The sequence below is a fragment of the Pseudomonas sp. DD1 genome, assembly GCF_044510355.1.
In the GTDB taxonomy this organism is placed as follows: Bacteria; Pseudomonadota; Gammaproteobacteria; order Pseudomonadales; family Pseudomonadaceae; genus Aquipseudomonas; species Aquipseudomonas shahriarae.
Genome location: NZ_MSAJ01000009.1, coordinates 53,887 through 80,342, shown reverse-complemented (window position 1 = coordinate 80,342; position 26,456 = coordinate 53,887). Strand labels below are relative to the sequence as shown.

The window sequence follows — 26,456 nt, the reverse complement described above, 5'->3', positions numbered from 1 at the left end:
ATAAGGGTTCACGATTTATTGCAAGGCAGGTTCGCCATGGAAATCTCTGGAAGCAGTGCGTTTTATTCAGGCCTGAGCACTATTCAGGCCGGGCAGAACCGCGTCGACCAGGCCGCCGGCAAAATCGCCAGTGCCGCCACCGGCCAGCCTTCGGATGCCCAGAATGATCGCTTGCAGGCGGTCAATCGCGGCCAGCCGACCGACTCGGCGAGCAATATGGTGGAACTGGCCGAAGGCAAGTTTCAGGTGGAGCTGGGTGCAAAAGTCGCCAAAGCTTCCGACGAAATGCTCGGCACGTTGATCGACACCTACGCTTGATCCCCCTCGCCATATGGCGGGTGCTTTTCCTGTGGCGAGCGGGCTTGCCCGCGTCGGGCTGCGCAGCAGCCCCACACCAGCAATGCAATTCATCTGATACACCGCCAGTGCCTTTCTGGGGCGCTGCGCAACCCGACGCGGGCAAGCCCGTTCGCCACAAACGCCTGATTCTCCCATCTTCCCATCGTTGAAACGCTGTGCGGCATCACGCTGCAGGCCTCGTCGCGCCTAGCGTTGACCTGCGTCATGACAAACGGCATCCGCTGGGCGCTTGACAAGGATTGGGCGTAAACGTATGTTTCAAACAACTGTTTGACCGCTACAACAAATCCACGCGGTTGTTCATTCCAGGATTCATCAGCAGAGGTTTATCGCTATGCCTGACTACAAGGCCCCCTTGCGTGATATTCGCTTCGTTCGTGACGAACTGCTCGGCTACGAAGCGCACTATCAGAGTCTGCCGGCTTGCCAGGACGCTACCCCAGACATGGTTGACGCCATTCTCGAAGAAGGCGCCAAGTTTTGTGAGCAAGTGCTGGCCCCGTTGAACCGCGTCGGTGACATCGAAGGGTGCACCTGGAGCGAGTCAGGCGTTAAAACCCCTACTGGTTTCAAAGAAGCCTACAAGCAATTCGTCGAAGGCGGCTGGCCGAGCCTGGCCCACGACGTCGCGCACGGCGGCCAAGGCCTGCCGGAATCCCTGGGCCTGGCCGTTAGCGAGATGGTCGGTGAAGCCAACTGGTCGTGGGGCATGTACCCAGGCCTGTCCCATGGCGCGATGAACACCATTTCCGAGCACGGTACCCCCGAGCAGCAGGATGCCTACCTGACCAAACTGGTCTCGGGCGAGTGGACCGGCACCATGTGCCTGACCGAACCGCACTGCGGCACCGACCTGGGCATGCTGCGCACCAAGGCCGAGCCTCAGGCCGACGGTTCCTACAAAGTCTCCGGGACCAAGATCTTCATCTCGGCCGGTGAACACGACATGGCCGATAACATCGTCCACATCGTACTGGCCCGCCTGCCGGATGCTCCGGCTGGCACCAAAGGCATTTCGCTGTTTATCGTGCCTAAGTTCCTGCCCAACGCCGATGGTTCGGTGGGTGAGCGCAACGCGGTGTCCTGTGGTTCCCTGGAACACAAGATGGGCATCCACGGCAACGCCACCTGCGTAATGAACTTCGACGCGGCCACCGGCTACCTGATTGGCCCGGCGAACAAAGGCCTGAACTGCATGTTCACCTTTATGAACACCGCTCGTCTGGGTACCGCACTGCAAGGCCTGGCCCACGCCGAGATCGGTTTCCAGGGTGGCCTGAAATATGCGCGTGACCGTCTGCAGATGCGCTCCCTGACTGGCCCGAAAGCGCCGGACAAGGCCGCTGACCCGATCATCGTGCACCCTGATGTGCGCCGCATGCTGCTGACCATGAAAGCCTTCGCCGAAGGCAACCGTGCGATGGTGTACTTCACCGCCAAGCAAGTGGATATCGTCAAATACGGCACCGACGACGAAGCCAAGAAACAGGCAGATGGCCTGCTGGCGTTCATGACCCCGATCGCCAAGGCGTTCATGACCGAAGTCGGTTTTGAGTCCGCCAACCACGGCGTACAGATCTACGGCGGCCACGGTTTCATCGCCGAGTGGGGCATGGAGCAGAACGTTCGCGACAGCCGCATTTCGATGCTGTACGAAGGCACCACGGGCATCCAGGCCCTGGACCTGCTCGGCCGTAAAGTGCTGATGACTCAGGGCGAAGCGCTCAAGGGCTTCACCAAGATCGTGCACAAGTTCTGCCAGGCCAACGAAGGCAACGCAGCGGTCAGCGAGTTTGTCGCACCGTTGGCTGCCCTGAACAAGGAATGGGGCGAGTTGACCATGAAGGTCGGCATGGCTGCCATGAAGGACCGTGAAGAAGTCGGTGCCGCGTCCGTGGACTACCTGATGTACTCCGGTTATGCCTGCCTGGCGTACTTCTGGGCCGAGATGGCGCGCCTGGCTGCTGAAAAACTGGCTGCCGGCACCAGCGAAGAAGGCTTCTACACCGCCAAGCTGCAGACTGCGCGCTTCTACTTCCAGCGCATCCTGCCGCGTACCCGCACCCACGTAGCCACCATGCTGTCGGGCGCCAACAACCTGATGGACATGAAAGAAGAGAACTTCGACCTGGGCTACTAAGCCCCGGCGGGTTCCCTGCCAAGCCGCCGCTCTTTCGGGAGCGGCGGCTTTTTTGTGGGCGCATGAAAAAACCTGAGTAGCGCGCTCAGGGATTGCGCCTGGCTGCCGTTACAGTGGTGGCAATGTGATACGGGTCACATTGAGTGTGCTTAACTGTGTTCAGTGAAGGCACTGTGCCATCTTTTTTATGGGTCGGAGCTTTACCCTTGTCGCGCGCGTCTGCTGTACGTTTCAGTCATTTCCTACCGTCGTTGCTGTTATTGCTGGCGGGGTTGTCGGCTGCTTACGTCAAGGACCTCAACGTCTTCTTCACCTCCTTGTTCAATGTCCTGCCGACCTTGGTGCTGTTGCTCGGGGGGGCCTATTGCACGGTGTACCGTCGCCAGCGTGAGCTGTTCTTGATGGTGACGGTGTATGTCGCCTACTTCCTGCTGGACACCCAGACCGATTTCTACCGCGACCATGGCCGTGTGCGCGAAGACGCCGCGGTGGTGTTCCATCTGGTGTGCCTGCTGTTGCCGATGCTCTTCAGCATTTATGCCCTGTGGCAGGAGAAAACCCACCTGTTCCGCGACTTTGTCGCACGCTGCGCGGTGCTGCTCGCCGTAGGCAGCGTGGCCCTGGGCCTGGAGCAGAGTTACCCGGGGCCGTTGCTCAACTGGCTGGCGGAAATTCGCTGGCCGGCATTGCATGGCGCGTGGATGAGCTTGATCCAACTGTCGTACCCGATGTTCCTGCTGGGCTTTGTCGCACTGGCGGCCCAGTACTGGCGCGAACCGCGGCCGTTGCATGCGGCACAGCTGGTGGGGTTGCTGGGGATGTTCTGGATGTTGCCGCAGACCTTTATCCTGCCGTTCACCCTGAACATCATGTGCAGCCAGGTGATGTTGATGATTGCTGCAGGTGTGTCCCACGAGGCCTATCAGATGGCCTTTCGCGATGAACTCACCGGCCTGCCCGGACGCCGCGCCCTCAACGAGCGTATGCAGCGCCTGGGGCGCAACTATGTGCTGGCGATGAGCGACGTCGACCACTTCAAGCGATTCAACGACACCCATGGCCACGACGTCGGTGACCAGGTGCTGCGGCTGGTCGCCAGCAAACTGTCGAAAGTCAGCGGCGGCGGCCGGGCCTATCGGTATGGCGGCGAAGAGTTTGCTGTGGTGTTTGCCGGCAAGACCCTGGATGAATGCCTGCCGCACCTGGAAGAAATCCGCGAGATCATTGCCAACTACCACATCAAGTTGCGTAACCCCGACAGCCGCCCCCAGGACGATCACCAGGGGCGCCAGCGCCGTTCGGGCACGGGGGCGAATAGTGTGTCGGTGACCGTGAGCATCGGCGTCGCCGAGCGCCAGGCCGAGCAGCGCACCCCCGAAGAAGTGCTCAAGTCCGCCGACCAGGCGCTGTACAACGCCAAGGGCGCCGGGCGCAACTGTGTGGTGGCGGCCGGCCAGAACCGCCGTGGCGCGGTGCGCATGCAGGGCGCTGCCGGTTGAGTGATGGTGGTGTATTCAGCGTCTGTACAGTGATTGTCCGGGGCTCCTGGCGGCAGTAGGTTTGAGTCATCTGCCGCCGGAGACATCACCATGCCTGCCTATAAAGCTCCCCTGCGCGACATGCGCTTTCTGATTGATCACGTGTTTGATTTCCCCGCTCACTACGCTGCCCTGGGCGCCACCGAGGCCAGCCCGGACATGGTCAGCGCGATCCTCGAAGAAGGCGCGAGGTTCTGCGAGAACGTGCTGGCGCCGTTGAACCGTCCGGGGGACGAAGAGGGCTGCCATTTCGACAATGGCGTGGTGACCACACCCAAAGGTTTCAAGGAAGCGTTCGCGCAATACGTCGAAGGCGGCTGGCACGGCCTGGCGGCGGATCCGGCCTACGGCGGGCAGGGCTTGCCGTCCTCCCTGGGCTTGGTGCTAAGCGAGATGATCGGCTCCAGCAACACCTCCTGGGGCATGTACCCCGGCTTGACCCACGGCGCCATGTCGGCGATCCACGCCCATGGCACTCAAGAGCAGAAAGACACCTACCTGACCAAGCTCACCGCCGGCCAGTGGACGGGCACCATGTGCCTGACCGAAGCCCACTGCGGCACTGACCTTGGCATCATCAAGACCCGCGCCGTGCCCCAGGCCAATGGCAGCTACGCGGTGACCGGCAGCAAGATCTTCATCTCGGCCGGCGAGCACGACATGAGTGAAAACATCATCCACCTGGTGTTGGCCAAGTTGCCGGATGCGCCTGCTGGCACCAAGGGTATTTCGCTGTTTATCGTGCCCAAGTTCCTCGCCGATAGCGGGGCGCGCAATGGCGTCAGTTGCGGCTCCATCGAGCACAAGATGGGGATCAAGGCTTCGGCCACCTGCGTGCTGAATTTCGATGGTGCCGAGGGCTATCTGATCGGCGAGGCCAATAAAGGCCTCAATTGCATGTTCACCATGATGAACCACGCGCGCCTGGGCACCGGCATGCAGGGGCTGTGCCTGGGTGAAGCGAGCTTCCAGGGCGCGATCAAGTACGCCAACGACCGCCTGCAGATGCGCGCCCTGACCGGCGCCAAGGCCCCGGACAAACCGGCGGACCCGATCATCGTGCATCCCGATGTGCGGCGCATGTTGCTGACCATGAAAGCCTTCAACGAAGGCAACCGCGCCCTGACGTACTTCACCGCGCAACTGCTGGACACCGCACACCTGAGCGACGACCCGCAGCAACGCCAGGAAGCCGAGGATTTGCTGGCGTTCCTCACCCCGATCTGCAAAGCCTTTATGACCGAGACCGGCCTGGAAGTGACCAACCACGGCATGCAGGTGTTCGGCGGCCACGGTTTTATCCGCGAGTGGGGCATGGAACAGTTGGTGCGCGATTGTCGCATCGCGCCGATCTATGAAGGCACCAACGGCATCCAGGCCCTGGATTTGCTGGGGCGTAAGGTGCTGGGCAGCCAGGGCAAGTTGCTGCGCGGCTTTACCAAAATTGTGCATAAGTTCTGTGCGGCACATGCCGAGCACCCGCAACTCAAGGCCCAGGTTGCACAGCTCAACGAGCTGAACCAGCAATGGGGCGAGTTGACCACCAAGGTCGGCATGGCCGCGATGAAAAACCCTGATGAAGTCGGCGCCGCCGCCCTGGATTATTTGATGTACAGCGGTTACATCATCCATGCCTACCTGTGGTTGCGCATGGCCCTGGTGGCCCAGGCGCAATTGGACGCGGGCAGTGGCGATGGGGATTACGCCCGGGGCAAGCTGGTGACCTGTGAGTTTTATTTCAAGCGCCTGTTGCCGCGCACCAGTGCCCATCGTGCGGCGGTGGAGGCGGGCAGTGATTGCCTGATGAGTTTGCCGGCCGAATTGTTCGCCTTATAACTGTTGGCGTGACTGTAAAATACCAATTGGTCACAAGCAGACCCTATGTGTCACAAAAGTTGTTCGGTTACACTCTGGGTCTGTGAAACCGATCCTACCGAATCACTTTTAACGTTCTCACGAGGTTTGCCATGGCTGACTACAAAGCGCCGCTGCGCGATATGCGCTTCGTCCTCAACGAAGTATTCGAGGTTGCCAAGCTGTGGGCGCAATTGCCGGCCCTGGCCGAGACCGTGGATGCTGAAACCGTCGAGGCGATCCTTGAGGAGGCCGGTAAAGTCACCGCCAAGACCATCGCCCCGTTGAGCCGGAATGGCGACGAGGAAGGTTGCCGTTGGGACAACGGCGTGGTCACCACCCCGGCCGGGTTCCCCGAGGCCTACAAGACCTACGCCGAAGGCGGCTGGGTGGGCGTTGGTGGCGATCCTGCCTACGGCGGCATGGGCATGCCCAAGGCGGTCTCGGCCCAGGTCGAAGAGATGATCAACTCCTCGGGCCTGGCGTTTGGCCTGTACCCGATGCTGACGTCCGGCGCCTGCGTGTCGATCAACACCCACGCCAGTGACGAACTGAAAGCCACTTATCTGCCGAATATGTACTCGGGTGTGTGGGCCGGTTCCATGTGCCTGACCGAGCCCCATGCCGGTACCGACCTGGGGATTATTCGTACCAAGGCCGAGCCGCAGGCGGACGGTTCCTACAAGGTCAGCGGCACCAAGATCTTTATCACCGGTGGCGAACACGACCTCACCGAAAACATCATCCACCTGGTGCTGGCCAAGCTGCCGGACGCCCCGGCCGGACCGAAGGGCATCTCGTTGTTCCTGGTGCCCAAGTTCATGGTAAATGCCGATGGCAGCCTGGGCGCGCGCAACCCGGTGACCTGTGGCTCGATCGAGCACAAGATGGGGATCCAGGCCTCTGCGACCTGCGTAATGAACTTCGACGAAGCCGTTGGCTACCTGGTTGGCGAGCCGAACCGTGGCCTGGCGGCGATGTTCACCATGATGAACTATGAGCGCCTGGGGGTCGGTATCCAGGGCCTGGCGACCGGTGAGCGCTCTTACCAGAACGCGGTCGAATATGCGCGTGACCGCCTGCAAAGCCGCTCGCCGACCGGCCCCAAGGCCAAGGACAAGATCGCCGACCCGATCATCAACCACCCTGACGTGCGTCGCATGTTGCTGACCATGAAGGCCGCGAACGAAGGCGGCCGGGCGTTCTCCACTTACGTGGCGATGCAACTGGACACCGCCAAGTTCAGCGAAGACGCCGCGACCCGCAAGCGCGCAGATGACCTGGTGGCGCTGCTGACCCCGGTTTCCAAGGCGTTCCTCACCGACCTGGGCCTGGAAACCACCGTGCACGGCCAGCAGATTTTCGGCGGTCATGGCTATATTCGCGAGTGGGGTCAGGAGCAGTTGGTGCGGGATGTGCGCATCACTCAGATCTACGAAGGCACTAACGGCATCCAGGCGCTGGACTTGATGGGGCGCAAGATCGTTGGCAGCGGCGGGGCGTTCTACACCCTGTTCGCCGATGAGATCCGCCATTTCATCGCCACTGCCAACAGTGACCTGGCCGAGTTCATTCAGCCGCTGAGTGCTGCGGTGGACGAACTCGACACCTTGACTGCCTGGGTCTTGGACCGCGCCAAGAGCAACCCGAATGAAATCGGTGCGGCCTCGGTGGAGTATCTGCACGCCTTTGGCTACATGGCCTACGCCTACATGTGGGCGCTGATGGCCAAGGCCGCCTTGGGCAAAGAGGCCGAGGAGGACTTCTACGCCAGCAAACTGGGGACGGCGCGCTTCTACTTTGCCCGCCTGCTGCCGCGTATCCACTCTTTGAGTGCTTCGGTGAAGGCCGGCAGTGAATCGCTGTTCCTGCTGGACGAAGCGCAGTTCTAAGCCGAAGAGGGCGTGTAAGCATTCTCTTACATGACGTGCTGCTAATCGTCCTCTATCGCCAGATTGGATCCACAGCTAATCTACTTCACATGGACGTCGCGCAGGAAGCGCAAAGCAACAACAGGGACACGTAGGATTCTGCCAGGATGGCGGAGTGAAATGGATGTCAGGGAAACAGTCTGCAAAGCCCCGCTTCGGCGGGGTTTTCTTATTGCCCGCGAAAAAGTTCAGGCCAGCCCGTCTACCGTGGCCGTCGGCCCATGTGGACCATTCATCACGTCTTCGAGCAAGGTGCGCAGCAATGCCAACGTTGCCTGCTGACGTTGTACATCCCGGCACACCAACCCCACCTTCAGCGGCACCCGTGGCTCACTCAAGGGCTTCCATAGCAGCGCCTGGCTGCTGTGTTCGTCCTGTGATCGGCCGGGCAGTACCGTCGCCAGTTTGGTATGGGGCAGGCTGTCGAGAATCCCCACCATAGTGTTCAGCTCGGCTTGCACCTGGGGCCGACGTCCCAGGTTCGCCAGTTGCGCTTGCCAGATCTGCCTGACCTGGAACTCTTCGCCCAACAACAGCATGGGCAACTCCGCCGCCTGCTTGAGGGAGACCTTCTTGAATTCACGCAAGGGATGGTCGGCCGGGATGACCACTTTCAGTTCATCTTCATACAGCAGCACACCGTGCAAACCGGGCTGGCGTGCCGGCAGGTAGCTGATGCCAATGTCCAGCGAGCCATTGAGCAGGCGGCGTTCGATCTCAAGGCCCGTCAGCTCGTAGATCTGCACCACCAGGTGCGGCTGGGCCTTGCGTACCCGCTCCAGCATCTGCGGCACCAGGCTGGTATGCACGGTTTGCAGCACGCCGATGGCCAGGGTGCGCAGCGCCTGGCCCTTGAAATGCCGCAGGGCCTCGACGGCTTGCTGCATACCATCGAGCAGCGGCAGGGCGTGGTTGTACAAGGTGTGGGCGGCCAGGGTTGGCAACAGGCGTTTGCTGCTGCGTTCGAACAGGCTCACATCCAGGTGCTGCTCCAACTGGCGGATCTGCTGCGACAGCGCCGGCTGGGAGATCGACAGGCGCTCGGCAGCCCGGCCTACATGGCCCTCTTCGTACACCGCGACGAAATAACGCAGTTGCTTGAAATCCATAAGTAACGCTTATCGAAAAAGCTGGAAAATCGAAATGGCTGTACGCCCCCAAGGCGCCTAGTCTAGCGCCTATTCACAAGGCTTACAGGGCCAGAAAGCGCGATGAATACCGTTTACAGCGATGGTGTTTACATAGGCAAGGCAAAAAACGACTTGCCGGGCTTCCGTCAATCGAGGGTTGCCAACAGCCTGCGGGGTGTGCAGGCATGAATCTGTTCAACCTGCGCCGCCCGGCACCGAGTCTGGATGACCTGTTACTGGACGCGAAAAAACCGATGCTGCGCGATGAGCTTTCCAGCCAATCCCTGATGCCCACCGTGGCCCGTCCGCCACAGGTTTTCGTACGCGGCCAGGGCTCCTGGCTGTGGGACAGTGAAGACCGTGCCTACCTGGACTTTACCCAGGGCGGCGCAGCCAACAGTCTCGGCCATAGCCCCTCGGTACTGGTGCGTGCGCTGGCTGACCAGGCGCAAGCGCTGCTCAACCCTGGCATCGGGCTGCACAACCGCAGCCAACTGAACCTGGTGGACCGCCTGTGCCACAGCACCGGTAGCGACCAGGCCTACCTGCTCAACAGCGGTGCAGAAGCCTGCGAAGCGGCCATCAAGTTGGCGCGCAAGTGGGGCCAACTGCATCGTGGCGGCGCCTACCGCATCATCACCGCCAGCAACGCTTGTCACGGCCGCAGCCTGGCGACACTGGCGGCCTCGGCAGGTGCTGGCGACAATCGTTTCGAGCCGCAACTGCCGGGCTTCTGCCACGTACCGTTCAACGATCTGCCGGCCTTGCATGCCGCCGTTGATGCGCAAACCGTGGCGATCATGCTGGAGCCGATCCAGAGCGACGCCGGCGTCGTTCCGGCCACCGAGCATTACCTCAAGGGGGTGGATCGGCTGTGCCGGGAGCTGGGGATCCTGCTGATCCTCGACGAAGTGCAGACAGGGATTGGGCGTTGCGGCACCTTGCTGGCGGAACAGCGCTACGGTGTGCGCGCCGATATCGTCGCCCTGGGTAAAGGCCTTGGGGGCGGAGTGCCATTGGCGGCGTTGCTGGCCCGTGGCAAAGCCTGTTGTTTTGAACTGGGTGAGCTCGAAGGCACCCATCATGGCAATGCGCTGATGGCTGCGGCCGGCGTCGCCGTGCTCGATAGCGTGTTGGGGCACGGCTTCCTCGAACACGTACGTGATACCGCGCAGTACCTGGGCGAAGGCCTGGCCCGTGTTGCTCACCGCTATGGACAGGGCGAACTGCGAGGCCAGGGCCTGTTGTGGGGCCTGACCTTATCGGATGATTCGGCAGATGCCGTGGTAAAGGCGGCACTGTATGAAGGCTTGATCCTCAATGCCCCACAACCCGACTGCCTGCGCTTTACCCCGGCGCTGACGCTAAGCAAGAGCAATATTGACGAAATGCTACTGCGTCTGACCCGTGCGTTTTCACGCGTGCACACCGCCCAACTGCAATGCCGCAAGGGCATCGCTGTTTAACCCTTATTCCTGAACCGTCTCGCGTTATACGCGGCGCCTCCAGCCTGATTTTTTTGGCTGGGGGCGTTTTTTTGTGTGTCATTTTTGGATTGAAAAGGAGGCTTGAGATCCGTCGAAAAAAATGGCTTTTTTGCGGGCGCCGGCAGGGAGTGCCGGTAGGGGGCTGAGATTTTTGTGCGTGCCCTATTTTTAATGTCTACCACTGGGTGGTATGTTTGTGGGGAAGGGATGCCTATAAAGCTCAGACTGTTCAAAAGCCGGCATTTTGCTGATGCCGCCAGCAAAGCCTGGACCTGCGATTCGGAATTGGGGGAGGCATTTGGCGAAATGCTCAGGGGCCAGGCGGATAACTTGGGCGGTGGAGTCTGGAAGAAACTCCTCAATCACAACCGGCATCGTTCCATCGTTTTGGCAAAGGGCAGGCATTACTGGGTTTATCAGTTTCTGTTCGCCAAGCAAGATCAAAGCAATATCAGCCACAAGGAATTGGCTGGGTTTAGGGCATTGGCAAAGGCCTAAAGGCTTAAACGAAATACAGATCCAGCAATTACTGGATCTCAGGGAGTTTGTGGAGATAGATCATGCGCAAAAAATATGAAACTGAAGCGCTGGAGTCCATTCACCAATCGGCCAGCGCGCTGCATTCGATTGGCGCCATCAGCAAGACCACCCTTCGGCAGTTCGATGAGCTATGCATTGCACCTGTGCCGGCGCAGATACCTGCCGCCCAGATCAAGCAGCTGCGCGAACGTAGCCATGTCAGCCAGCCGGTGTTCGCCCGCTACCTGAACACCAGCGCCTCGACAGTCAAGCAATGGGAATCCGGCGAGAAGCAACCCAGTGGTATGGCGCTCAAGCTATTGAGTATTGTGCAAAAGCACGGGTTGGACATCCTCGCCTGAGGAGGATGGCCCGGTGCCAGATTCCACTGAACCCTCACGCGCGGCCAGGGTCGATTAGCTGTACGGCTCACACGAGCCGATTTTTTGGAGCTGACCCATGGACTTCATTCGTATCATCATCGCCATTCTGTTGCCGCCCTTGGGTGTGTTCCTGCAAGTGGGCTTCGCCGGCGCATTCTGGCTGAATCTCCTGTTGACCCTGTGCGGCTACATCCCAGGTATCGTGCATGCGGTGTACATCATCGCCAAGCGCTGAGCCGTCAGCCTTTGGCGATCAGCCGTGAGTTTCGCTCATTGCGAAAAGCCAATTGCTCGATGGTCTGCGTGGCGTGCTCGGCTTCGAGGCGGGCATTAAGGATGATGCCGTGATCGGCAGACTTGCTGCACACCGGGTCGGCGTTGCTGGCGTCACCGGTCAGCATGAACGCCTGGCAGCGGCAGCCGCCGAAGTCCTTTTCTTTCTCGTCGCACGAGCGGCACGGCTCGGGCATCCAGTCGTAGCCGCGAAAACGGTTGAAGCCAAACGAGTCGTACCAGATGTGCTGCATGCTGTGGTCGCGCACATTGGGAAACTGTACCGGCATCTGTCGGGCGCCATGACAAGGTAGGGCGGTGCCGTCTGGCGTTACTGTCAGAAAGATACTGCCCCAGCCATTCATGCAGGCCTTCGGGCGTTCTTCGTAGTAGTCCGGTGTGACAAAGATCAGCTTGCACGGATGATCTTGCGCTTCCAGCTTGGCGCGGTATTCGTTGGTGATGCGCTCGGCGCGGGTCAGTTGTTCCTGGGTAGGTAGCAGGCCGACGCGGTTGAGCTGGGCCCAGCCATAGAACTGGCAGGTGGCAAGCTCGACAAAATCCGCCTCAAGGGCGATACACAGCTCGATGATGCGGTCGATCTTGTCGATATTGTGTCGATGAGTGACGAAGTTCAGCACCATCGGATAACCATGGGCTTTCACTGCCCGGGCCATTTCCAGCTTCTGCGCGAAGGCCTTTTTGGAGCCAGCCAGCAGGTTGTTCACCTGTTCGTCGCTGGCCTGGAAGCTGATCTGGATATGGTCCAGGCCGGCCTTTTTGAAGTCGCTGATCTTCTGCTCGGTCAGGCCGATGCCGGAGGTGATCAGGTTGGTATAGAACCCCAGCTTGCGGGCTTCACTGATCAGCTCGGCGAGGTCCTGGCGCACCAGCGGCTCACCTCCGGAAAACCCCAATTGCGCCGCGCCCATTTCCCGGGCCTCGCGAAACACCTTGATCCATTGTTCGGTGCTCAACTCCTTGCCCTGCTCGGCGAAGTCCAGCGGGTTGGAGCAATACGGGCATTGCAGCGGGCAGCGATAGGTCAGCTCGGCGAGCAACCAGAGCGGCAGGCCAATCTCGGGCTTGTCAGGCAAGTTCGATCCAGTGTTCTGCACGTGCGACCTCCATGAATTGCTCGATGTCTTCACCGAGTTCGGGCACGCCGGGGAATTGCTGCTCCAGCTCGCCAATGATGGCCGCCACACTGCGCTCACCGTCGATCAAGCCACCAATCAACGCGGCACTGTCGTTGAGTTTGATCATGCCTTCGGGGTACAGCAACACATGGCCCTTTTGCGCCGGCTCGTACTGGTAGCGATAGCCCTGGCGCCACGTCGGTTTTTTGCTGCGGTCGAAACTCATAGGGTGATCCCTTTATGCCAGACCCGCTGCGCGGTCACGCTGTGATAGGGCGGGCGGTTCAGTTCGTAGGCCATGCTCATGGCATCGAGCATGCTCCAAAGGATGTCCAGTTTGAACTGGAGAATCTCCAGCATCCGCTCCTGGCCGGCGCGGGTGGTGTAGTGCGTAAGCGTGATCGCCAGCCCGTGTTCAACATCGCGCCGGGCCTGGCCCAGGCGGGTGCGGAAGTATTCGTAGCCGGCAGGGTCGATCCACGGGTAATGCTGGGGCCAGCTATCGAGGCGCGATTGGTGGATCTGCGGGGCGAACAGCTCGGTCAGCGAGCTGCTGGCGGCTTCCTGCCAACTGGCCCGGCGGGCGAAATTGACGTAGGCATCCACGGCAAAGCGCACGCCGGGCAGCACCAGTTCCTGGGAGCGCAGTTGATCCGGGTCCAGGCCCACTGCCTGGCCCAGGCGCAGCCAGGCTTCGATGCCGCCGTCTTCGCCGGGGGCGCCGTCATGGTCGAGCAAACGCTGGATCCACTCGCGGCGGATTTCCCGGTCCGGGCAGTTGGCCAGGATCGCGGCGTCCTTCAGTGGGATATTCACCTGGTAGTAGAAGCGGTTGGCGACCCAGCCCTGGATCTGCTCGCGGGTGGCCCGGCCTTCATACATCGCCACGTGGTAGGGATGGTGGATATGGTAGAAGGCACCCTTGGCCCGCAAGGCCTGTTCAAACTCGGCGGGGTTCAGCGGTGTATCGGTCATTGGGGCTCTCCTACAGTTCAATGCTCATGCCGTCGTAGGCTACTTCTACATTGCGCCGGGCCAACTCGGCGCGCTCGGGCGAGTCTTCGTCGAGGATCGGGTTGGTGTTGTTGATGTGGATAAGCACCTTGCGCTGCTGGGGCAGTTGCTCCAGGACCTCTAGCATGCCGCCGGGGCCGTTCTGTGCCAGGTGGCCCATTTCGCGGCCGGTGCGGGTGCCGACGCCACGGCGCTGCATTTCATCGTCATCCCACATCGTGCCGTCCACCAGCAGGCAGTCGCTGCCGGCCATGATTTCCAGTAGCGGCGCGTCCACTTTGCCCAGGCCCGGGGCATAGAACAGTTTGCCGCCGGTACGCAGGTCTTCGACGATCAGGCCGATATTGTCACCGGGGTGCGGGTCGAACCGATGGGGCGAGTAGGGCGGTGCGGCACTGCGCAGGGGCAGCGGGGTGAAGCGCAGGTTGGGGCAGGCGGGAATGATGAAGCTGGCATCCAACTCGATGCGTTGCCAATCCAGGCCGCCATTCCAATGGGTCAGCATGGTGAACAGCGGGAAACCGGTGCTCAGGTCTTCATGGACCATGTCGGTACACCACACCTGGTGCGGGCAGCCTTCGCGCAAGCTGAGCAGGCCGGTGGTGTGGTCGATCTGGCTGTCCATCAAGATGATTGCGCTGATCCCGGTATCACGCAGTGCGCGGCCGGGTTGCATCGGTGCAAAGCCCTGCAATTGGGCGCGGATATCCGGCGAAGCGTTGCACAGCACCCAGTTCACGCCGTCATCGGAGAGGGCGATGGACGATTGGGTGCGCGCCTGGGCCCGCAGGCTGCCGTCGCGAAAGCCGGCGCAGTTCACACAGTTACAGTTCCACTGCGGGAAGCCACCACCGGCGGCTGAACCTAGAATCTGGACAAACATCGCCGCTCCTTCACACAAGACTCAAAATAAAAACGCCCCGGCGAGCCGAGGCGTTGCATTGCAATACAAAAGCAATCAGCGGCTGGCGAAGTACATGGTGACTTCAAAACCGATACGCAGATCAGTGTAAGCAGGTTTGGACCAAGTCATATTCATACTCCTACGAAGGGATGGGACGTTTACTACCAAGTAATACATATAGTCCACCTCCTGACGGAGATGTTCAGATGTGTGTGGGAATATTACCCATTTCTCGCCGAGCTAGCGCTGTCTTGGCAGAAAAAGCCTGTTGCAGCATCGGCAACGATTAGCTTCATTGCTGCCAGTAATCGCCCACCGCCGCACCATTGGCCAGGCACTGCCAGCCGCCGGCGGCTTGCTTGAGTTGCTGCGCCGCATCGACGAGGTTCTGACGGTTGCGGGCCTGGATCAACTGTTGCAGTTGCTCAAGATAGTCTGCGCCATGCCCCGCCAAATGCGCCTGCCAGAGCAACTCGGCGGCTTGGGCGTTGGGCAGTGTCTGTGGCGAGAACTGCTGGGCCAGGGTGGTGTTGCCCAAGTCGTCGTTCCCCTTGATCAAGGCTGGCAGTTGCGTGAGGAAGGCCTGGATGTGTTCGAGCAGGCCCGCAAGCGCGACATTGGGCGACTGCACGCCAAACAGCAGGCCGGTTTGCCCATTGAACTGTCGGATGCCACTGAATACTGCGTAGCCCACTTGCAACTCGACACGTAGGCGTTGGTAAAACGGGACCTGCGCCAGGTGAGCGAGCAACCGCCAGTCGGCTTCGTCTGCGAGGGATTGGCTGGGGGCCGGGCAAAACAGCAGCAAGGCGGCTTCGACGCCATCGGTTGTGACGGTTTGCCAGCGATGTTGGCCGTTGATGGGCAGGGCTTTGTGTTCACTGTCGGTGCAGTGTCCGGGTAGGCGTGCCGCCGCATTTTTGATCGCCATTTCGCACGCAGCCGGTAGGCCAATGCCCAAGCCTTGCCAGCGAGCGGTGGCCCACCGGTCAGGTAGCGCGTTGCCGTTAGCGGTGTCGGCAAAACAGGTCGGTAGTACCTTGAGCAGTTCGCGAATGGCCATCTGCGGCGCCGGGCAGGCGAGTGCGTTGTGCCAAAGGTTGGCAGCGGGCTGGGTCAGGTCCCGTGCCAGTTGCTCGACGATGGCCGGCATCGGTTCATGCAGCCCGCTCATTTTCAGCAGCCAGTCATTGCCTACGGCTTCGAAGGATAATTCCACTCCGGCCTGACGGGCGTTGGTCCGAAGTGTTTGCAGGCTGTTGTCCAGGCAATGCATGGGCGAATCCAACTGCCAGCGCAGGTAAAGGGCGCCTTCGTCGCTATCGGCAGGCAATGCTTGGCTGAACGACAGGCCTGGCAGTTCGCGCCGGCCACGGGAGCGGTCTTGGGCAAAGGTACGCAAGCCGCGATGGGCGCTGGTCTGGCCACGAATCAGTCCGGGACGTTGTTCCTGGGGGGCCCGTTGCAGGAATGGATTGCTCGGCGGCAGTTGCCAGGCCTGTTGCGCGGGCGTCGGTTGCAGCGTATTCAGCATGGCCTTGAGGGCCTGGCAGTGGGGCTCTGAAAGTTGCGCCTCGAAGTGTTCACTGTCCTGGCGCGCCAGAGCCAGGGCACCACGGACTTGTCGCTGGTGGTCGACCAGCAGGGCGTACTCTTCACGCAGCGCCGTCCAGTCGCTGTGAGCGAAAAAGCCCAGCCAGTCGTTTAACAGTGCTTCGATGGCCGGGGCCTGTTGTGAACCCTTTGGCCCCAGGTTGAATTCGATATCCAGCAGCGCCTGCCCGGCGAATTGGTACAGCACCTTGGCATGTAGCGCGCTTGCCCATTCCCGGCTTTTTAGCTCGGCGAGCAAACCGCCGGCCGCTTCGGCATTCAGCCAGGTGCAGAGGAACTCCAGGGCTTCACGGGGTGCATTACAGGCGATGAGGTGGTGCAGATGCTGTTTGTCGAGGTGTTGATAGCGATGTTGATCGCCGTCCATCAATGCCGGTGGCGCCTGCTGCGGGCGTAGGTGGCCTGAGGGCAGGCTGTCGGCAAAGCACTGGGCCAGGGCTTGCAGCTCCTCGAGCGACTGTGGGCCGGCAAGGCTCAAGGTCATTTGCCCGGCTTGATAGAAGTCTTGATAAAACCCGCGCAACCCTTGTTGGAAATCCTCCTGTGGCACCGGCAGGCTGTCGCGATTACCCGCATGAAACCCCCGCAGCGGATGCCCGCTAGCCAGGCCTTCAACTATCGCGACTTGATGCTGTGCCTCGGCATCCTGGGACCAGGCGACAAACTCCGCCTGTAACACCTCACGCTCGCGCAGTTGTTCGTCCATGGCCAGGCGTGGGTGGGCGAGCATATCGCCCAGGCGCTGCAGCGCGTCGCCAAACACCGGGGTGGGCACTTCAAAGAAGAAGTCGGTGGTGCGCTCGCGAGTACTGGCGTTGACCTGCCCGCCGTGGCGCTGCACGTAAGCCATCAAACCGTCGGGTGCAGGAAAAGCCTCGGTGCCGAGAAACAACAGGTGCTCGAGAAAATGTGCCAGCCCTGGCCAGGCCAACGGCGCGTCATGGCTGCCAGCCGCTACCCGCAAGGCTGCTGCACAGCGCTTGAGGCGTGGGGCATGACGCAGGGAAACCCGCAGGCCATTGGCCAGGGTCAGTTGTAAATAATGAGGGTGGGCCGGCACAGGCATGAGCACTTCCAGAACGTAGGAAGTGCCTATGCTAGCGCAAAGCGCGGTGGTCAGTGCTTGTGCAGCGCTGCGTATAGCTCGGGGCGCCGGTCTGCCAGGTAGTGATTGGCCGCTTGCGCGTCGCGCATCGCCTGGCGGTCGAGGGTGGCGACGATCAGCGCTTCATCCAGGCCGGCCTGGGCGACACGTTGGCCATTCGGCGCCGCGATGCTGCTTTGCCCGCAATACTGGATCTGGTCCTCATGCCCGCAATAGTTGGCGTAGGCCACATAGCACTGGTTTTCAAAGGCCCGTGCCCGCACGGTGACATCGGCGACGAAGTCGAAGGGCACCATGTTGGCCGTCGGTACCAGGATCAACTCGGCGCCGGCCAGGGCCAGGCGCCGGGTGTTTTCCGGGAACTCCAGGTCGTAGCAGATGAGGAATCCCAGCTTCCAGCCGTTCAACTCGACGATAGGGAATTCGTCGCCGCCGGCGCTGAACATCGAGTGATCGAGATCACCGAACAAGTGCGTCTTGCGGTAGTTGCACAGGCGCTGGCCATTGGCGTCGATCAGTTGCACGGCATTGTAGATCTGCCCATCTTCGGCCCGCTCCGGGTAGCCGTACAGAATTGCCAGGCCCGCGTTCTGCGCCAGTTCGGCAATGGTTTGTGCCGATGGCCCATCTTGGGCTTCGGCCAGCGCGCCGACTGCTTCAACACCGATGTTGTAGCCGGTGAGGAACATCTCCGGCAGCACCAGCACATCTGCATCGGACGCCTCGTGGGCGACGCTATGCAGGCGCTTGAGATTGCCGGCCACATCCAGCGGCAATGGCGGGCATTGGTACAGGGCGACACGCATGGCTTGACTCCTTATTCGGCCAGGGCGATAGGGCCGATCTCGTCGAATACATCCCCAGGCCCTGGGTTTTGCGGGTGGGTACTGCCACCGAAGTGGGTCATGATGCCCCAAACCGCGTTCAGCGAGGTCTGCACTGCGCCTTCGACCCAGGCTGGGGTCCAGGATACGTCGTCGCCGGCAATGAAAATCCCGCGCTGCTCGGCCGGCATATCCTTTTGCATGAAGTGCGCGTACATGCGCTGGTTATAGCGGTAGTGGCCCGGCAGCGCGCCCTTGAACGCGCCGAGGAAGTGCGGGTCGGCCTCCCAGGAGACGGTGATCGGGTCGCCGATGATCCGCGCCTTGAGGTCGACTTTCGGGTAGATCTTTTTCAACGCATCGAGGGCCAGCTTCACCCGTTTATCAATGGGCTGCGGCAGCATTTTCAGGGCGTCGCTCATCCACGAGTAGGACAGGCAAATAACCCCCGGCTTGTCGTCGCCGTTGTCGAACAGATAGGTGCCACGGGTCAGGCGGTCGGTGAGGGTCATGCTCATCAGGTCGCGGCCGGTTTCCGGGTCTTTGTCCTTCCAGAAAGGCCGATCGACCATGACAAAGGTTTTCGACGACTGCATATAGCGCGTGCGATCCAGAGCCATCCACATTTTTTGCGAGAACAGGCTTTCGTCGCATTCGATCTGAGTGGTCAGCAGCCAGCTCTGGCAGGTGGTCAGCACGGCGGCGTATTCCCGGGTGTCGCCGTAATTGTCGGTGACCGCGAAACGCCCGTCGGCAGCATGGGCAATGCGCTTGACCCCAGCCCGGGGCGCGCCATGGTGCAGGGAGCTGAGGCTGGTACCGGCTGGCCAATGGGCGCAACGCTCCGGCACGTGGCGCCAGATCCCCATGGGCACCTGCGCCACGCCACCGACCACCAGGTGCTGGTGGTCGTCGCAATTGGTCATCACCACCCGGAAGATTTCCAGCATCGAGTTGGGGAAGTCCGAGTCCCAGCCACCGGTGCCGAAACCTACCTGGCCGAACACCTCGCGGTGATGGAACGACAGCTTGGCGAACGCCTTGGACGTGGCGACGAAGTCGTAGAAGGTGCGGTCATCCCACAGCGGCACCAGGGTGTTCCACAGCTCTTTGAGCCGTGGTACATCGCGGTCGCGAATGGCTTGCTGGATATCGCTGAACTGCGAACCGGCCTCCAGGGCGTCGGCCCAGGCGTCAGCCACTTCCTGGAACAGCGCAGGAAGGTCGGCGAGTTTCTGTGCGTAATGGGTCTGGCCTTCCAGGTCGATCACGGTACTGCCGGAAGCCGGGGTCAACGGGTTGGGGAAGGGCTTGGTTTCCAGGCCCAGCTTATCCACATAGTGGTAGAACGCCGTCGACGACACCGGGAAACGCATGCCGCCCAGTTCGGCGATGATGCCTTCGGCTCCTTCAAACGCCTGGGAGCGCAGGCGCCCGCCCATTTTCGAGGCTTCATACACCACCGGCTTGAGACCGAGCTTCATCAGCTCGTAGGCGGCCACCAGCCCGGCAATACCCGCGCCGACAATCGCCACTTCGGCGCCGTGGTTGGCGGCAGGAATACTGCCCAGCCCGGCCGGGTGTTCGATCCAGTCATCGAAGGCGAACGGGAAGTCCGGACCAAAGATGGTGATAGGTTTTTTACCGTCTGCAGGGTGACGATTGTTCTTGTGAGTGGCGTTCATGGCTGACCTTGCTGGCAACTCCGCGGGGCACGACCCGTGAAGTATAGGAAAAGATGGCAGCCATTCTAGGGAGCGTAGCGCTCGTTAATAAGACGCAATGTGTCGTCGGTTTGATTTGTTTTTAGTCGAAGTGACGAAGCTGGCGGTCAGATTGGCTGGCCGCGATCCAATTTGCTGCTGAGGATGATCGAGGTGGTGGTCTTTTCTACCCCATCGACACTGCCGATCTGGTCCAGCAGTTGATCCAACTGCTCCGGCGAATCGGTGCGCAGCCAGGCTACATAGTCAAACTCACCACTGACCGCACACAACTGCTGGACCTGAGCCATGGCACTGAGTCGGCGCAGCACTTCCTTGCCGGAACGCGGTTGCACCGTGATCCCCACATACGCCTGCAGCCCCCCATCCACCACCCGCTGGCCAAGGCGCACGCCATAACCGGTAATCACCTGAGTCTTTTCCAGACGCGCCAGGCGCGAGGTCACCGTGGTGCGGGCAATCCCCAATTGCCGAGCAAGCATTGCCACGCTTTCACGGGCGTTGAGCTGCAAGGCGGCGATTAGTTGGCGGTCGATTTCATCGAGAACGGGAGGGCGGGTGGCGGACAAGATGGGCTCCGGCGTGGGCGGCAATGGGGGAGCATGTTACAGGCTCATGGCCAGTGGTGCTTGGGGGGACCGCTAGAAACGCGAAAGCCGCGCAGTGCGCGGCTTTGAGTATGGTGGGCCCAGTAGGACTCGAACCTACGACCAAGGGATTATGAGTCCCCTGCTCTAACCAACTGAGCTATAGGCCCTCAGTAGGTCGCGGATTATAACGATGGTTTCTCCACTGTGCTATCCGAAAAATCCGAATGGGTCATGTGAAGGAAGGTCGCGGCGAATATGTCGGGGGGCAGGGGCAGGCTGACGATGTAGCCTTGCATTTGTTCGCAGCCTTCGTCAGTGAGGAAGGCCTGTTGGGCGAGGGTTTCTACGCCTTCGGCGATGATGGTGAATTGCATGCTGTGACCCAGGGCGATGATGGCGCGCACGATGGCGGCGTCGTGGGGGTCATCGGGCAGGCCGCGGACGAAGGACTGGTCGATTTTCAGGAAGTCCAGGGGCAGGCGCTTGAGGTAGCTTAAGGATGAATAGCCGGTGCCGAAGTCGTCGATGGCCAGCTGTACGCCCAGGCGCTTGAGTTTATGCAGCACTTCCAGGGCTTCTTCGGCCTGGCTCATGATGAAGTTTTCGGTGATTTCCAGTTGCAGGCAACCGGGCTCCAGGTGGTTGTCCCGGAGCAGTTGCTCGATGCGCCCCAGCAGGTTGGGATGGCGCAGTTGGGCACCGGCGAGGTTGACGGAGAGTGGGCCAAAGTAGTCATAGGACTTGCGCCACTGGTGCAGTTGTCGGCAAGCCTGTTCCAGGACCCAGTCGCCGATTTGCAGGATCATGCCGTTTTCTTCGGCCAGGGCGATGAAGTGTTCGGGAGGCACGTCGCCGAAGGTCGGGTGGCGCCAGCGGATCAGGGCTTCGGCGCCGATCAGTTGTTGGGTTTCCAGGCTCAGCTTGGGTTGGTAATACAGAAACAGTTCTTCGCGCTCTAAGGCGCGCCGCAGTTCGTGTTCGAGGGCGACGCGCTCGTTGGCCTGGGCGGTGAGGTCCTGGGTGTAGCGCTCGACCCGGTTGCGGCCCTTGGCTTTGGAGCGGTACATGGCGGCATCGGCGTTTTTGACCAGGGTGGCAACGTCGATGCCGTCCTGGGGATAGAAGCTGGTGCCGATGCTGGCGCTGATAAAGAACTCGTGCTCGCCCGCCTGGAAGGGCGGGGTGAAGCAGGCCAGCAGTTTATTGGCCAGGTGCTGGGCGTCGCTGGCTTGTTGCAGGCCGGGCAGCAGGATGATGAATTCGTCACCGCCCAGGCGGGCCACGGTGTCGATATCGCGTAACTGCTCCTTGAGGCGCACGGCAATGTCCTTGAGCAGCAGGTCGCCAATCGGGTGGCCGAGGCTGTCGTTGATGTGTTTGAAACGGTCGAGGTCGAGAAACAGCACCGCACCCTGGCTGCCGGTTTCCTGTTGGTTATTGAGGGCGGCCTGCAGGCGATTCTCAAACAGAGTGCGGTTGGGCAGGCCGGTGAGCGGGTCGTGGTGCGCCTGGTAGTCAAGCCGTGCCTGGGCGTGCTTGAGGCTGGAGATATCGGCAAATACCGCCACGAAGTGGGTGATCGACTGGTCGTGATTGCGCACGGCGCTGATGGTCAGCCAACTGGGATACAACTCGCCGTTCTTGCGGCGGTTGGAGATCTCGCCTTGCCAGTGGCCGTTGGCGGTCAATTGATGCCACATCGCCGCGTAGAAGGCGCTGTCGTGCAGGCCGGAAGCCAGCAGGCGTGGGGTGTGGCCCAGGGCTTCGGCTTCGCTGTAGCCAGTGATTTCGCTGAAGGCGCGGTTGACGGCGCTGATGTTCTGCCGGGTGTCGGTGATCAATACGCCTTCGGCGGTACTTTCGAAAACTGTTGCAGCCTGTTGCAGTTTTTCCTGCATCAACTGGCGTTCGGTAATGTCGCGGGCGATGGTCAGCATGCAATCGTCATCCCCGATGGGCAGTGGGCGGCTGGACACCTCGCACAAGCGAATCTGCCCGTCACTGCGTCGGATATGGCAGACGAAATCACGCACCAGGCCGTCGCGCTGCAGCAGCTCGAGCATGTGCTTGCGTTCGTTCAAGTCCACCCAGATGCCCAGGTCCAGGGTCGATTGGTCCAGGGACATCGCACTGTTGAACCCGGTGATACGGCTAAAGCCTTCATTGACTTCCAGCAGCAGGCCATCACTCTGGCGAGTCAGTAACAAGCCGTCCGGCGAGGCGTGGAAGGCCTTGGCGAACTTCTCTTCGGTAGTCTGCAGCAGTTGCTGGGTTTCCTTCAGTTGGGTGATATCCCGCACCACCACTACCAAGGCTGCGGTGGTATCGAGCTGGAAGGGTTCGGCAGAAATCAGCCCGGTAAACGCCTGGCCGTTGCTGCGCAGGAACGGCATCTCCAGGTTACGGATACTGGTGCTCTGCACGCGCTTGAGCAGGTTGGGCCCCACACCCTGGATACCCCAGATGTTCAGCTCGGTAGCGGTCTTGCCAATGACGTCTGCGGCGCTCAGGCCAATCTGGTCCTCGAATGCCTTGTTGACCTCCAGCAGACAGCCATCGGACAGGCGGGCGATTACCAGGATGTCCGGGCACTGCTGGAACACCGAGGCGAACTTCTCCTGCGAGAGCCGCAACGCTTCCTCGGTGCGCTTGGCCTCGCTGATATCAATCATCAGGCCACGCAGAACCGGCTCATGCCCATACTTGATCAGGCTGACAATGTCCCTGACCCACAGGCAGCGGTCGTCAGCGGTGATCACCCGGTAATCAATGCTGTGGTCGCGGTTGGCGCGGGTTTCCTGCTTGCAGAAGCTGTCGGCGCGGGTCAGGTCGGCGGGGTGAATGATGTTGCGCCAGAAGCCGGGGATCAGCCAGTGAGCCCGTGGATAGCCCAGTAGTTCTTCGGCGTGGGGTGACACGTAGCTGTAGGTGAAATCGTTGATGTCAGCTTCCCAGGCTATGGCGGAGAGGCTCTCTACCAGCCCGCGGTAATGGTATTCGCTGCTGCGCAGTTTTTGCTCCAGGGCTACCCGGCGGGAAATTTCCGAACTGAGCCGGCGGTTGATCCGAATGACGATGGCCAGCACGGTACTCAACAGCAGCACGGCAGGCAGGCCGTAGAGCAGCAAGTCGGCCCAGAACGCCCGGTGATCAATGACATTGCCGACCCAGTGCTCCTGGATCTCGTTAATTTCGCTGGGGCTGAGGTCGGCGAGCACTTTATCCAGAATGCCAATCAGCAGTTTTTTCTCTCGAGGCACGCCCATTGCCAGTTGGTAGCGATAGGGCGTTTCGCCACTGACATACAAGCCGTCGAGCTTGAGCTGGCGCAGGCTCCAGACGCTGGAGGCGAGGTCGCCGACGACGGCGTCCACCTCATCGGTGGCCAGGGCCTGCAACGTCGAGCTGACGTTGGGCATCGCCACCAGGTTCAGGTCGGGATGGTGGGTGCGCAGCAATTCGTGGGGGGCATAGTTCTCCACCACGGCGATCTTCAGGCCATACAGGTCCTTGAGGGAGCGGGGCTGGGCACCGCCTTCATGGGCGAGAATGACGATGGGGAAGTCGAGGTAAGGCCGGGAAAATGCGAGGAAGCCCTGGCGCTCCGGGGTGGACATGATGCCCGGCAACAGGTCGAGCTGGTTGTTCCGCGCCTGCTCCAGCAATGCGCTCCAGTTGGCCGGTTCTATCAGCTTGATCTTGATGCCCAGGCGTTCCTGGAGCAGCCGCACATAGTCAGCGGCCAGGCCCTGATAGCGACCTTCTTCATCGCGATATTCAAACGGCGGCCACGAGGCATCAACGCCCAGGCGCAACTCTGGGTGGTCCGCCAACCAGCCATGCTCTTCATCTGTGAGAGTCAACGCGCCAGCCGTCGCGGTCCAGGTCAGCAGCGACAGCAGTAGCACGGTCGGCAGTCTGGGCATAACGGTCTCGTTATGGCACGGGGAATATTTCGAGTGTAGACGGGCATTGCGAGGGGGAGTGACGCGGGGAGGATTTAATCTGCACAAAGCAAAACCCCCAGGCCTGGGCCTGGGGGTTTTGTGATCACTCGTCGAGGAAGGAGCGCAAATGCTCGCTTCTCGTCGGGTGGCGCAACTTGCGCAGCGCCTTGGCTTCGATCTGACGGATCCGCTCGCGGGTCACGTCAAACTGCTTACCGACTTCCTCAAGGGTGTGGTCGGTATTCATGTCGATGCCGAAACGCATGCGCAGTACCTTGGCTTCACGGGCAGTGAGGCCGGACAGTACGTCGCGCGTCGCTTCTTTAAGGCTCTCAACGGTGGCGACATCGATTGGCGACTGCATGGTCGAGTCTTCGATGAAGTCACCCAGATGGGAGTCTTCGTCATCACCGATCGGGGTTTCCATGGAGATCGGCTCTTTAGCGATCTTCAATACCTTGCGGATTTTATCCTCAGGCATTTCCATGCGTTCGCCCAGCTCTTCCGGGGTCGGTTCACGACCCATTTCCTGCAACATCTGCCGGGAAATACGGTTGAGCTTGTTGATGGTCTCGATCATGTGCACCGGAATACGGATGGTGCGGGCCTGGTCGGCGATCGAGCGAGTGATCGCCTGACGGATCCACCAGGTGGCATAAGTCGAGAACTTGTAGCCGCGACGGTATTCGAACTTGTCCACAGCCTTCATCAAGCCGATGTTGCCTTCCTGGATCAGGTCGAGGAATTGCAGGCCACGGTTGGTGTACTTCTTGGCGATGGAGATCACCAGACGCAAGTTCGCTTCAACCATCTCTTTCTTCGCACGGCGGGCCTTGGCCTCGCCGATCGACATGCGACGGTTGATGTCCTTGATCTCGGCAATCGTCAGACCGGTTTCGGTCTGCAGTGCAGTCAGCTTCTGCTGGCAACGAACGATGTCGGCCTGGAAGCGACCAATGGCTTCAGCGTATTTGCTTTTGCCCTTGGCCAGTGCGTCGGTCCAGCTTTCGTCAACTTCATTGCCCGGGAACTGGCGCAGGAAGTCAGCACGCGGCATGCGCGCATCACGGACACAGAGCTGCATGATCGCACGCTCTTGTGCACGCAGACGCTCAAGGGCGCTACGAACCCGCTCAACCAGGCCTTCGAATTGCTTCGGTACCAGTTTGATCGGCATGAACAGCTCAGCCAGGGCCAGCAGTTCGGCGGTTGCCTGCTTGCTGCCACGACCATGCTTCTTCAGGGCCTTGCGCGCCAGTTCCATCTGATCGGAGACCGCGCCAAAGCGCTGGGCTGCGATGATGGGATCCGGACCGCTTTCGACTTCTTCGTCGTCGTCGGTGCTGGCTTCAGCTTCGTCGTCGTCGGTTTCGTCGTCCGCTTTCACGGCTTTCGGGTCGACAGGCGGCGGTATTTCGGCAGCCGGCGGAGTAATGCCGTCGTCCGGGTCGATATAACCGCTCAGGACGTCGGACAGGCGGCCACCCTCGGTGGTCACACGAGTGTACTCGGACAGAATATGGTCAACCGTGCCTGGGAAGTGCGCAATTGCGCCCATCACTTCACGGATGCCTTCCTCGATACGTTTGGCGATTTCGATTTCGCCTTCCCGTGTCAGGAGCTCTACCGTACCCATTTCGCGCATATACATGCGCACAGGGTCAGTCGTGCGACCGATGTCGGTCTCCACTGCTGCCAACGCGGCGGCTGCTTCTTCAGCGGCTGCTTCGTCGGTATCAGAGTCGGCCAACATAAGGGCGTCCGCATCCGGAGCACTCTCGTGTACGGGGATCCCCATGTCGTTAATCATGCGGATGATGTCTTCCACCTGCTCAGGATCTGAAATATCCTCAGGCAGGTGGTCATTGACCTCTGCGTAAGTCAGATACTTCTGCTCACGACCCAGGAGGATCAAATCTTTGATACGAGACTGCTGTTGCGCTTTTCCGGACATAACACCCTATCCACTGAAGGTCTTGG

General features: G+C 60.7%; 20 protein-coding genes, 1 tRNA gene and 1 pseudogene. 9 read left to right on the top strand and 13 right to left on the bottom strand.

From position 1 onward, the window contains the following. Positions 1-36: 36 nt before the first annotated feature. The 5 genes from PSFL_RS07265 (at position 37) to PSFL_RS07245 (ending at position 7,784) form a co-directional block, all read left to right on the top strand. Entirely contained in the window at positions 37-318 is a 282-nt protein-coding gene (locus PSFL_RS07265; RefSeq protein WP_057960810.1) for a hypothetical protein, read from the top strand. 376 nt (positions 319-694) lie between these two features. Next, on the top strand, positions 695-2,500 hold the full coding sequence (locus PSFL_RS07260; RefSeq protein ID WP_057440295.1) for a phenylacyl-CoA dehydrogenase: 1,806 nt from the start codon (positions 695-697) through the stop codon (positions 2,498-2,500). A gap of 206 nt (positions 2,501-2,706) precedes the next feature. Beyond that, positions 2,707-3,999 carry a diguanylate cyclase gene (locus tag PSFL_RS07255; protein ID WP_057960809.1) on the top strand — a complete coding sequence of 431 codons (1,293 nt, stop codon included), beginning with the start codon at positions 2,707-2,709 and terminating at the stop codon, positions 3,997-3,999. 90 nt (positions 4,000-4,089) lie between these two features. After that, the gene (locus tag PSFL_RS07250; protein ID WP_057960808.1) at positions 4,090-5,874 is read left to right on the top strand and encodes an acyl-CoA dehydrogenase C-terminal domain-containing protein; all 1,785 of its coding nucleotides are present in this window, start codon (positions 4,090-4,092) and stop codon (positions 5,872-5,874) included. A gap of 131 nt (positions 5,875-6,005) precedes the next feature. Continuing rightward, on the top strand, positions 6,006-7,784 hold the full coding sequence (locus PSFL_RS07245) for an acyl-CoA dehydrogenase C-terminal domain-containing protein (protein WP_057960807.1): 1,779 nt from the start codon (positions 6,006-6,008) through the stop codon (positions 7,782-7,784). Between the two features lie 227 nt (positions 7,785-8,011). Here PSFL_RS07245 and PSFL_RS07240 read toward each other — a convergent pair whose 3' ends face one another. After that, a complete protein-coding gene (locus PSFL_RS07240) occupies positions 8,012-8,932 on the bottom strand; it encodes a LysR family transcriptional regulator (RefSeq protein ID WP_057960806.1) in 921 nt (306 codons plus the stop codon). 206 nt (positions 8,933-9,138) lie between these two features. On the opposite strand from PSFL_RS07240, the gene PSFL_RS07235 reads away from it, so the two are divergent. The 4 genes and pseudogenes from PSFL_RS07235 to PSFL_RS07220 all read left to right on the top strand — a co-directional run bounded on the left by PSFL_RS07235 (position 9,139) and on the right by PSFL_RS07220 (position 11,577). Beyond that, entirely contained in the window at positions 9,139-10,419 is a 1,281-nt protein-coding gene (locus PSFL_RS07235; protein ID WP_397469848.1) for an aspartate aminotransferase family protein, read from the top strand. A 234-nt stretch (positions 10,420-10,653) separates the two neighbouring features. Then, a pseudogene (locus PSFL_RS07230) lies at positions 10,654-11,017 on the top strand (type II toxin-antitoxin system RelE/ParE family toxin). Then, positions 11,001-11,321 (top strand): DNA-binding transcriptional regulator, encoded by a 321-nt coding sequence (locus PSFL_RS07225; protein WP_057440299.1) that lies wholly within the window; start codon positions 11,001-11,003, stop codon positions 11,319-11,321. Before PSFL_RS07230 ends, PSFL_RS07225 begins: the two are co-directional and overlap by 17 nt. A gap of 97 nt (positions 11,322-11,418) precedes the next feature. After that, on the top strand, positions 11,419-11,577 hold the full coding sequence (locus PSFL_RS07220; protein ID WP_081044318.1) for a YqaE/Pmp3 family membrane protein: 159 nt from the start codon (positions 11,419-11,421) through the stop codon (positions 11,575-11,577). Between the two features lie 4 nt (positions 11,578-11,581). Here PSFL_RS07220 and pqqE read toward each other — a convergent pair whose 3' ends face one another. From pqqE to rpoD, 12 genes are all read right to left on the bottom strand, one after another. Beyond that, the gene (pqqE, locus tag PSFL_RS07215) at positions 11,582-12,712 is read right to left on the bottom strand and encodes a pyrroloquinoline quinone biosynthesis protein PqqE (RefSeq protein WP_233100837.1); all 1,131 of its coding nucleotides are present in this window, start codon (positions 12,710-12,712) and stop codon (positions 11,582-11,584) included. Next, on the bottom strand, positions 12,705-12,980 hold the full coding sequence (gene pqqD, locus PSFL_RS07210) for a pyrroloquinoline quinone biosynthesis peptide chaperone PqqD (protein WP_032858571.1): 276 nt from the start codon (positions 12,978-12,980) through the stop codon (positions 12,705-12,707). The genes pqqE and pqqD overlap by 8 nt, the downstream gene beginning before the upstream one ends. After that, positions 12,977-13,729, bottom strand: coding sequence for a pyrroloquinoline-quinone synthase PqqC (gene pqqC / locus PSFL_RS07205; protein ID WP_057960803.1), 753 nt, complete (start codon positions 13,727-13,729; stop codon positions 12,977-12,979). Before pqqC ends, pqqD begins: the two co-directional genes overlap by 4 nt. Before the next feature lie 10 nt (positions 13,730-13,739). Then, entirely contained in the window at positions 13,740-14,651 is a 912-nt protein-coding gene (pqqB, locus tag PSFL_RS07200) for a pyrroloquinoline quinone biosynthesis protein PqqB (RefSeq protein WP_115129145.1), read from the bottom strand. Positions 14,652-14,726: 75 nt separating this feature from the next. Next, on the bottom strand, positions 14,727-14,801 hold the full coding sequence (gene pqqA / locus PSFL_RS07195; RefSeq protein ID WP_003194766.1) for a pyrroloquinoline quinone precursor peptide PqqA: 75 nt from the start codon (positions 14,799-14,801) through the stop codon (positions 14,727-14,729). A 163-nt stretch (positions 14,802-14,964) separates the two neighbouring features. Continuing rightward, entirely contained in the window at positions 14,965-17,352 is a 2,388-nt protein-coding gene (gene pqqF, locus PSFL_RS07190; protein WP_397469847.1) for a pyrroloquinoline quinone biosynthesis protein PqqF, read from the bottom strand. A gap of 50 nt (positions 17,353-17,402) precedes the next feature. Continuing rightward, a complete protein-coding gene (locus PSFL_RS07185) occupies positions 17,403-18,197 on the bottom strand; it encodes a carbon-nitrogen hydrolase family protein (protein ID WP_057440304.1) in 795 nt (264 codons plus the stop codon). 11 nt (positions 18,198-18,208) lie between these two features. Next, complete coding sequence (locus PSFL_RS07180; RefSeq protein ID WP_057960801.1) at positions 18,209-19,900, bottom strand: NAD(P)/FAD-dependent oxidoreductase; 1,692 nt, start codon at positions 19,898-19,900, stop codon at positions 18,209-18,211. Positions 19,901-20,046: 146 nt separating this feature from the next. Beyond that, positions 20,047-20,508 (bottom strand): Lrp/AsnC family transcriptional regulator, encoded by a 462-nt coding sequence (locus PSFL_RS07175; protein WP_057440306.1) that lies wholly within the window; start codon positions 20,506-20,508, stop codon positions 20,047-20,049. A 111-nt stretch (positions 20,509-20,619) separates the two neighbouring features. Further along, positions 20,620-20,696: transfer RNA gene (locus tag PSFL_RS07170), tRNA-Ile, on the bottom strand. 15 nt (positions 20,697-20,711) lie between these two features. Continuing rightward, positions 20,712-24,455, bottom strand: a complete 3,744-nt coding sequence (locus PSFL_RS07165) for an EAL domain-containing protein (RefSeq protein ID WP_397469846.1) — start codon at positions 24,453-24,455, stop codon at positions 20,712-20,714. A 124-nt stretch (positions 24,456-24,579) separates the two neighbouring features. Then, positions 24,580-26,430, bottom strand: a complete 1,851-nt coding sequence (gene rpoD / locus PSFL_RS07160; protein WP_057444304.1) for an RNA polymerase sigma factor RpoD — start codon at positions 26,428-26,430, stop codon at positions 24,580-24,582. Positions 26,431-26,456: the final 26 nt, after the last annotated feature.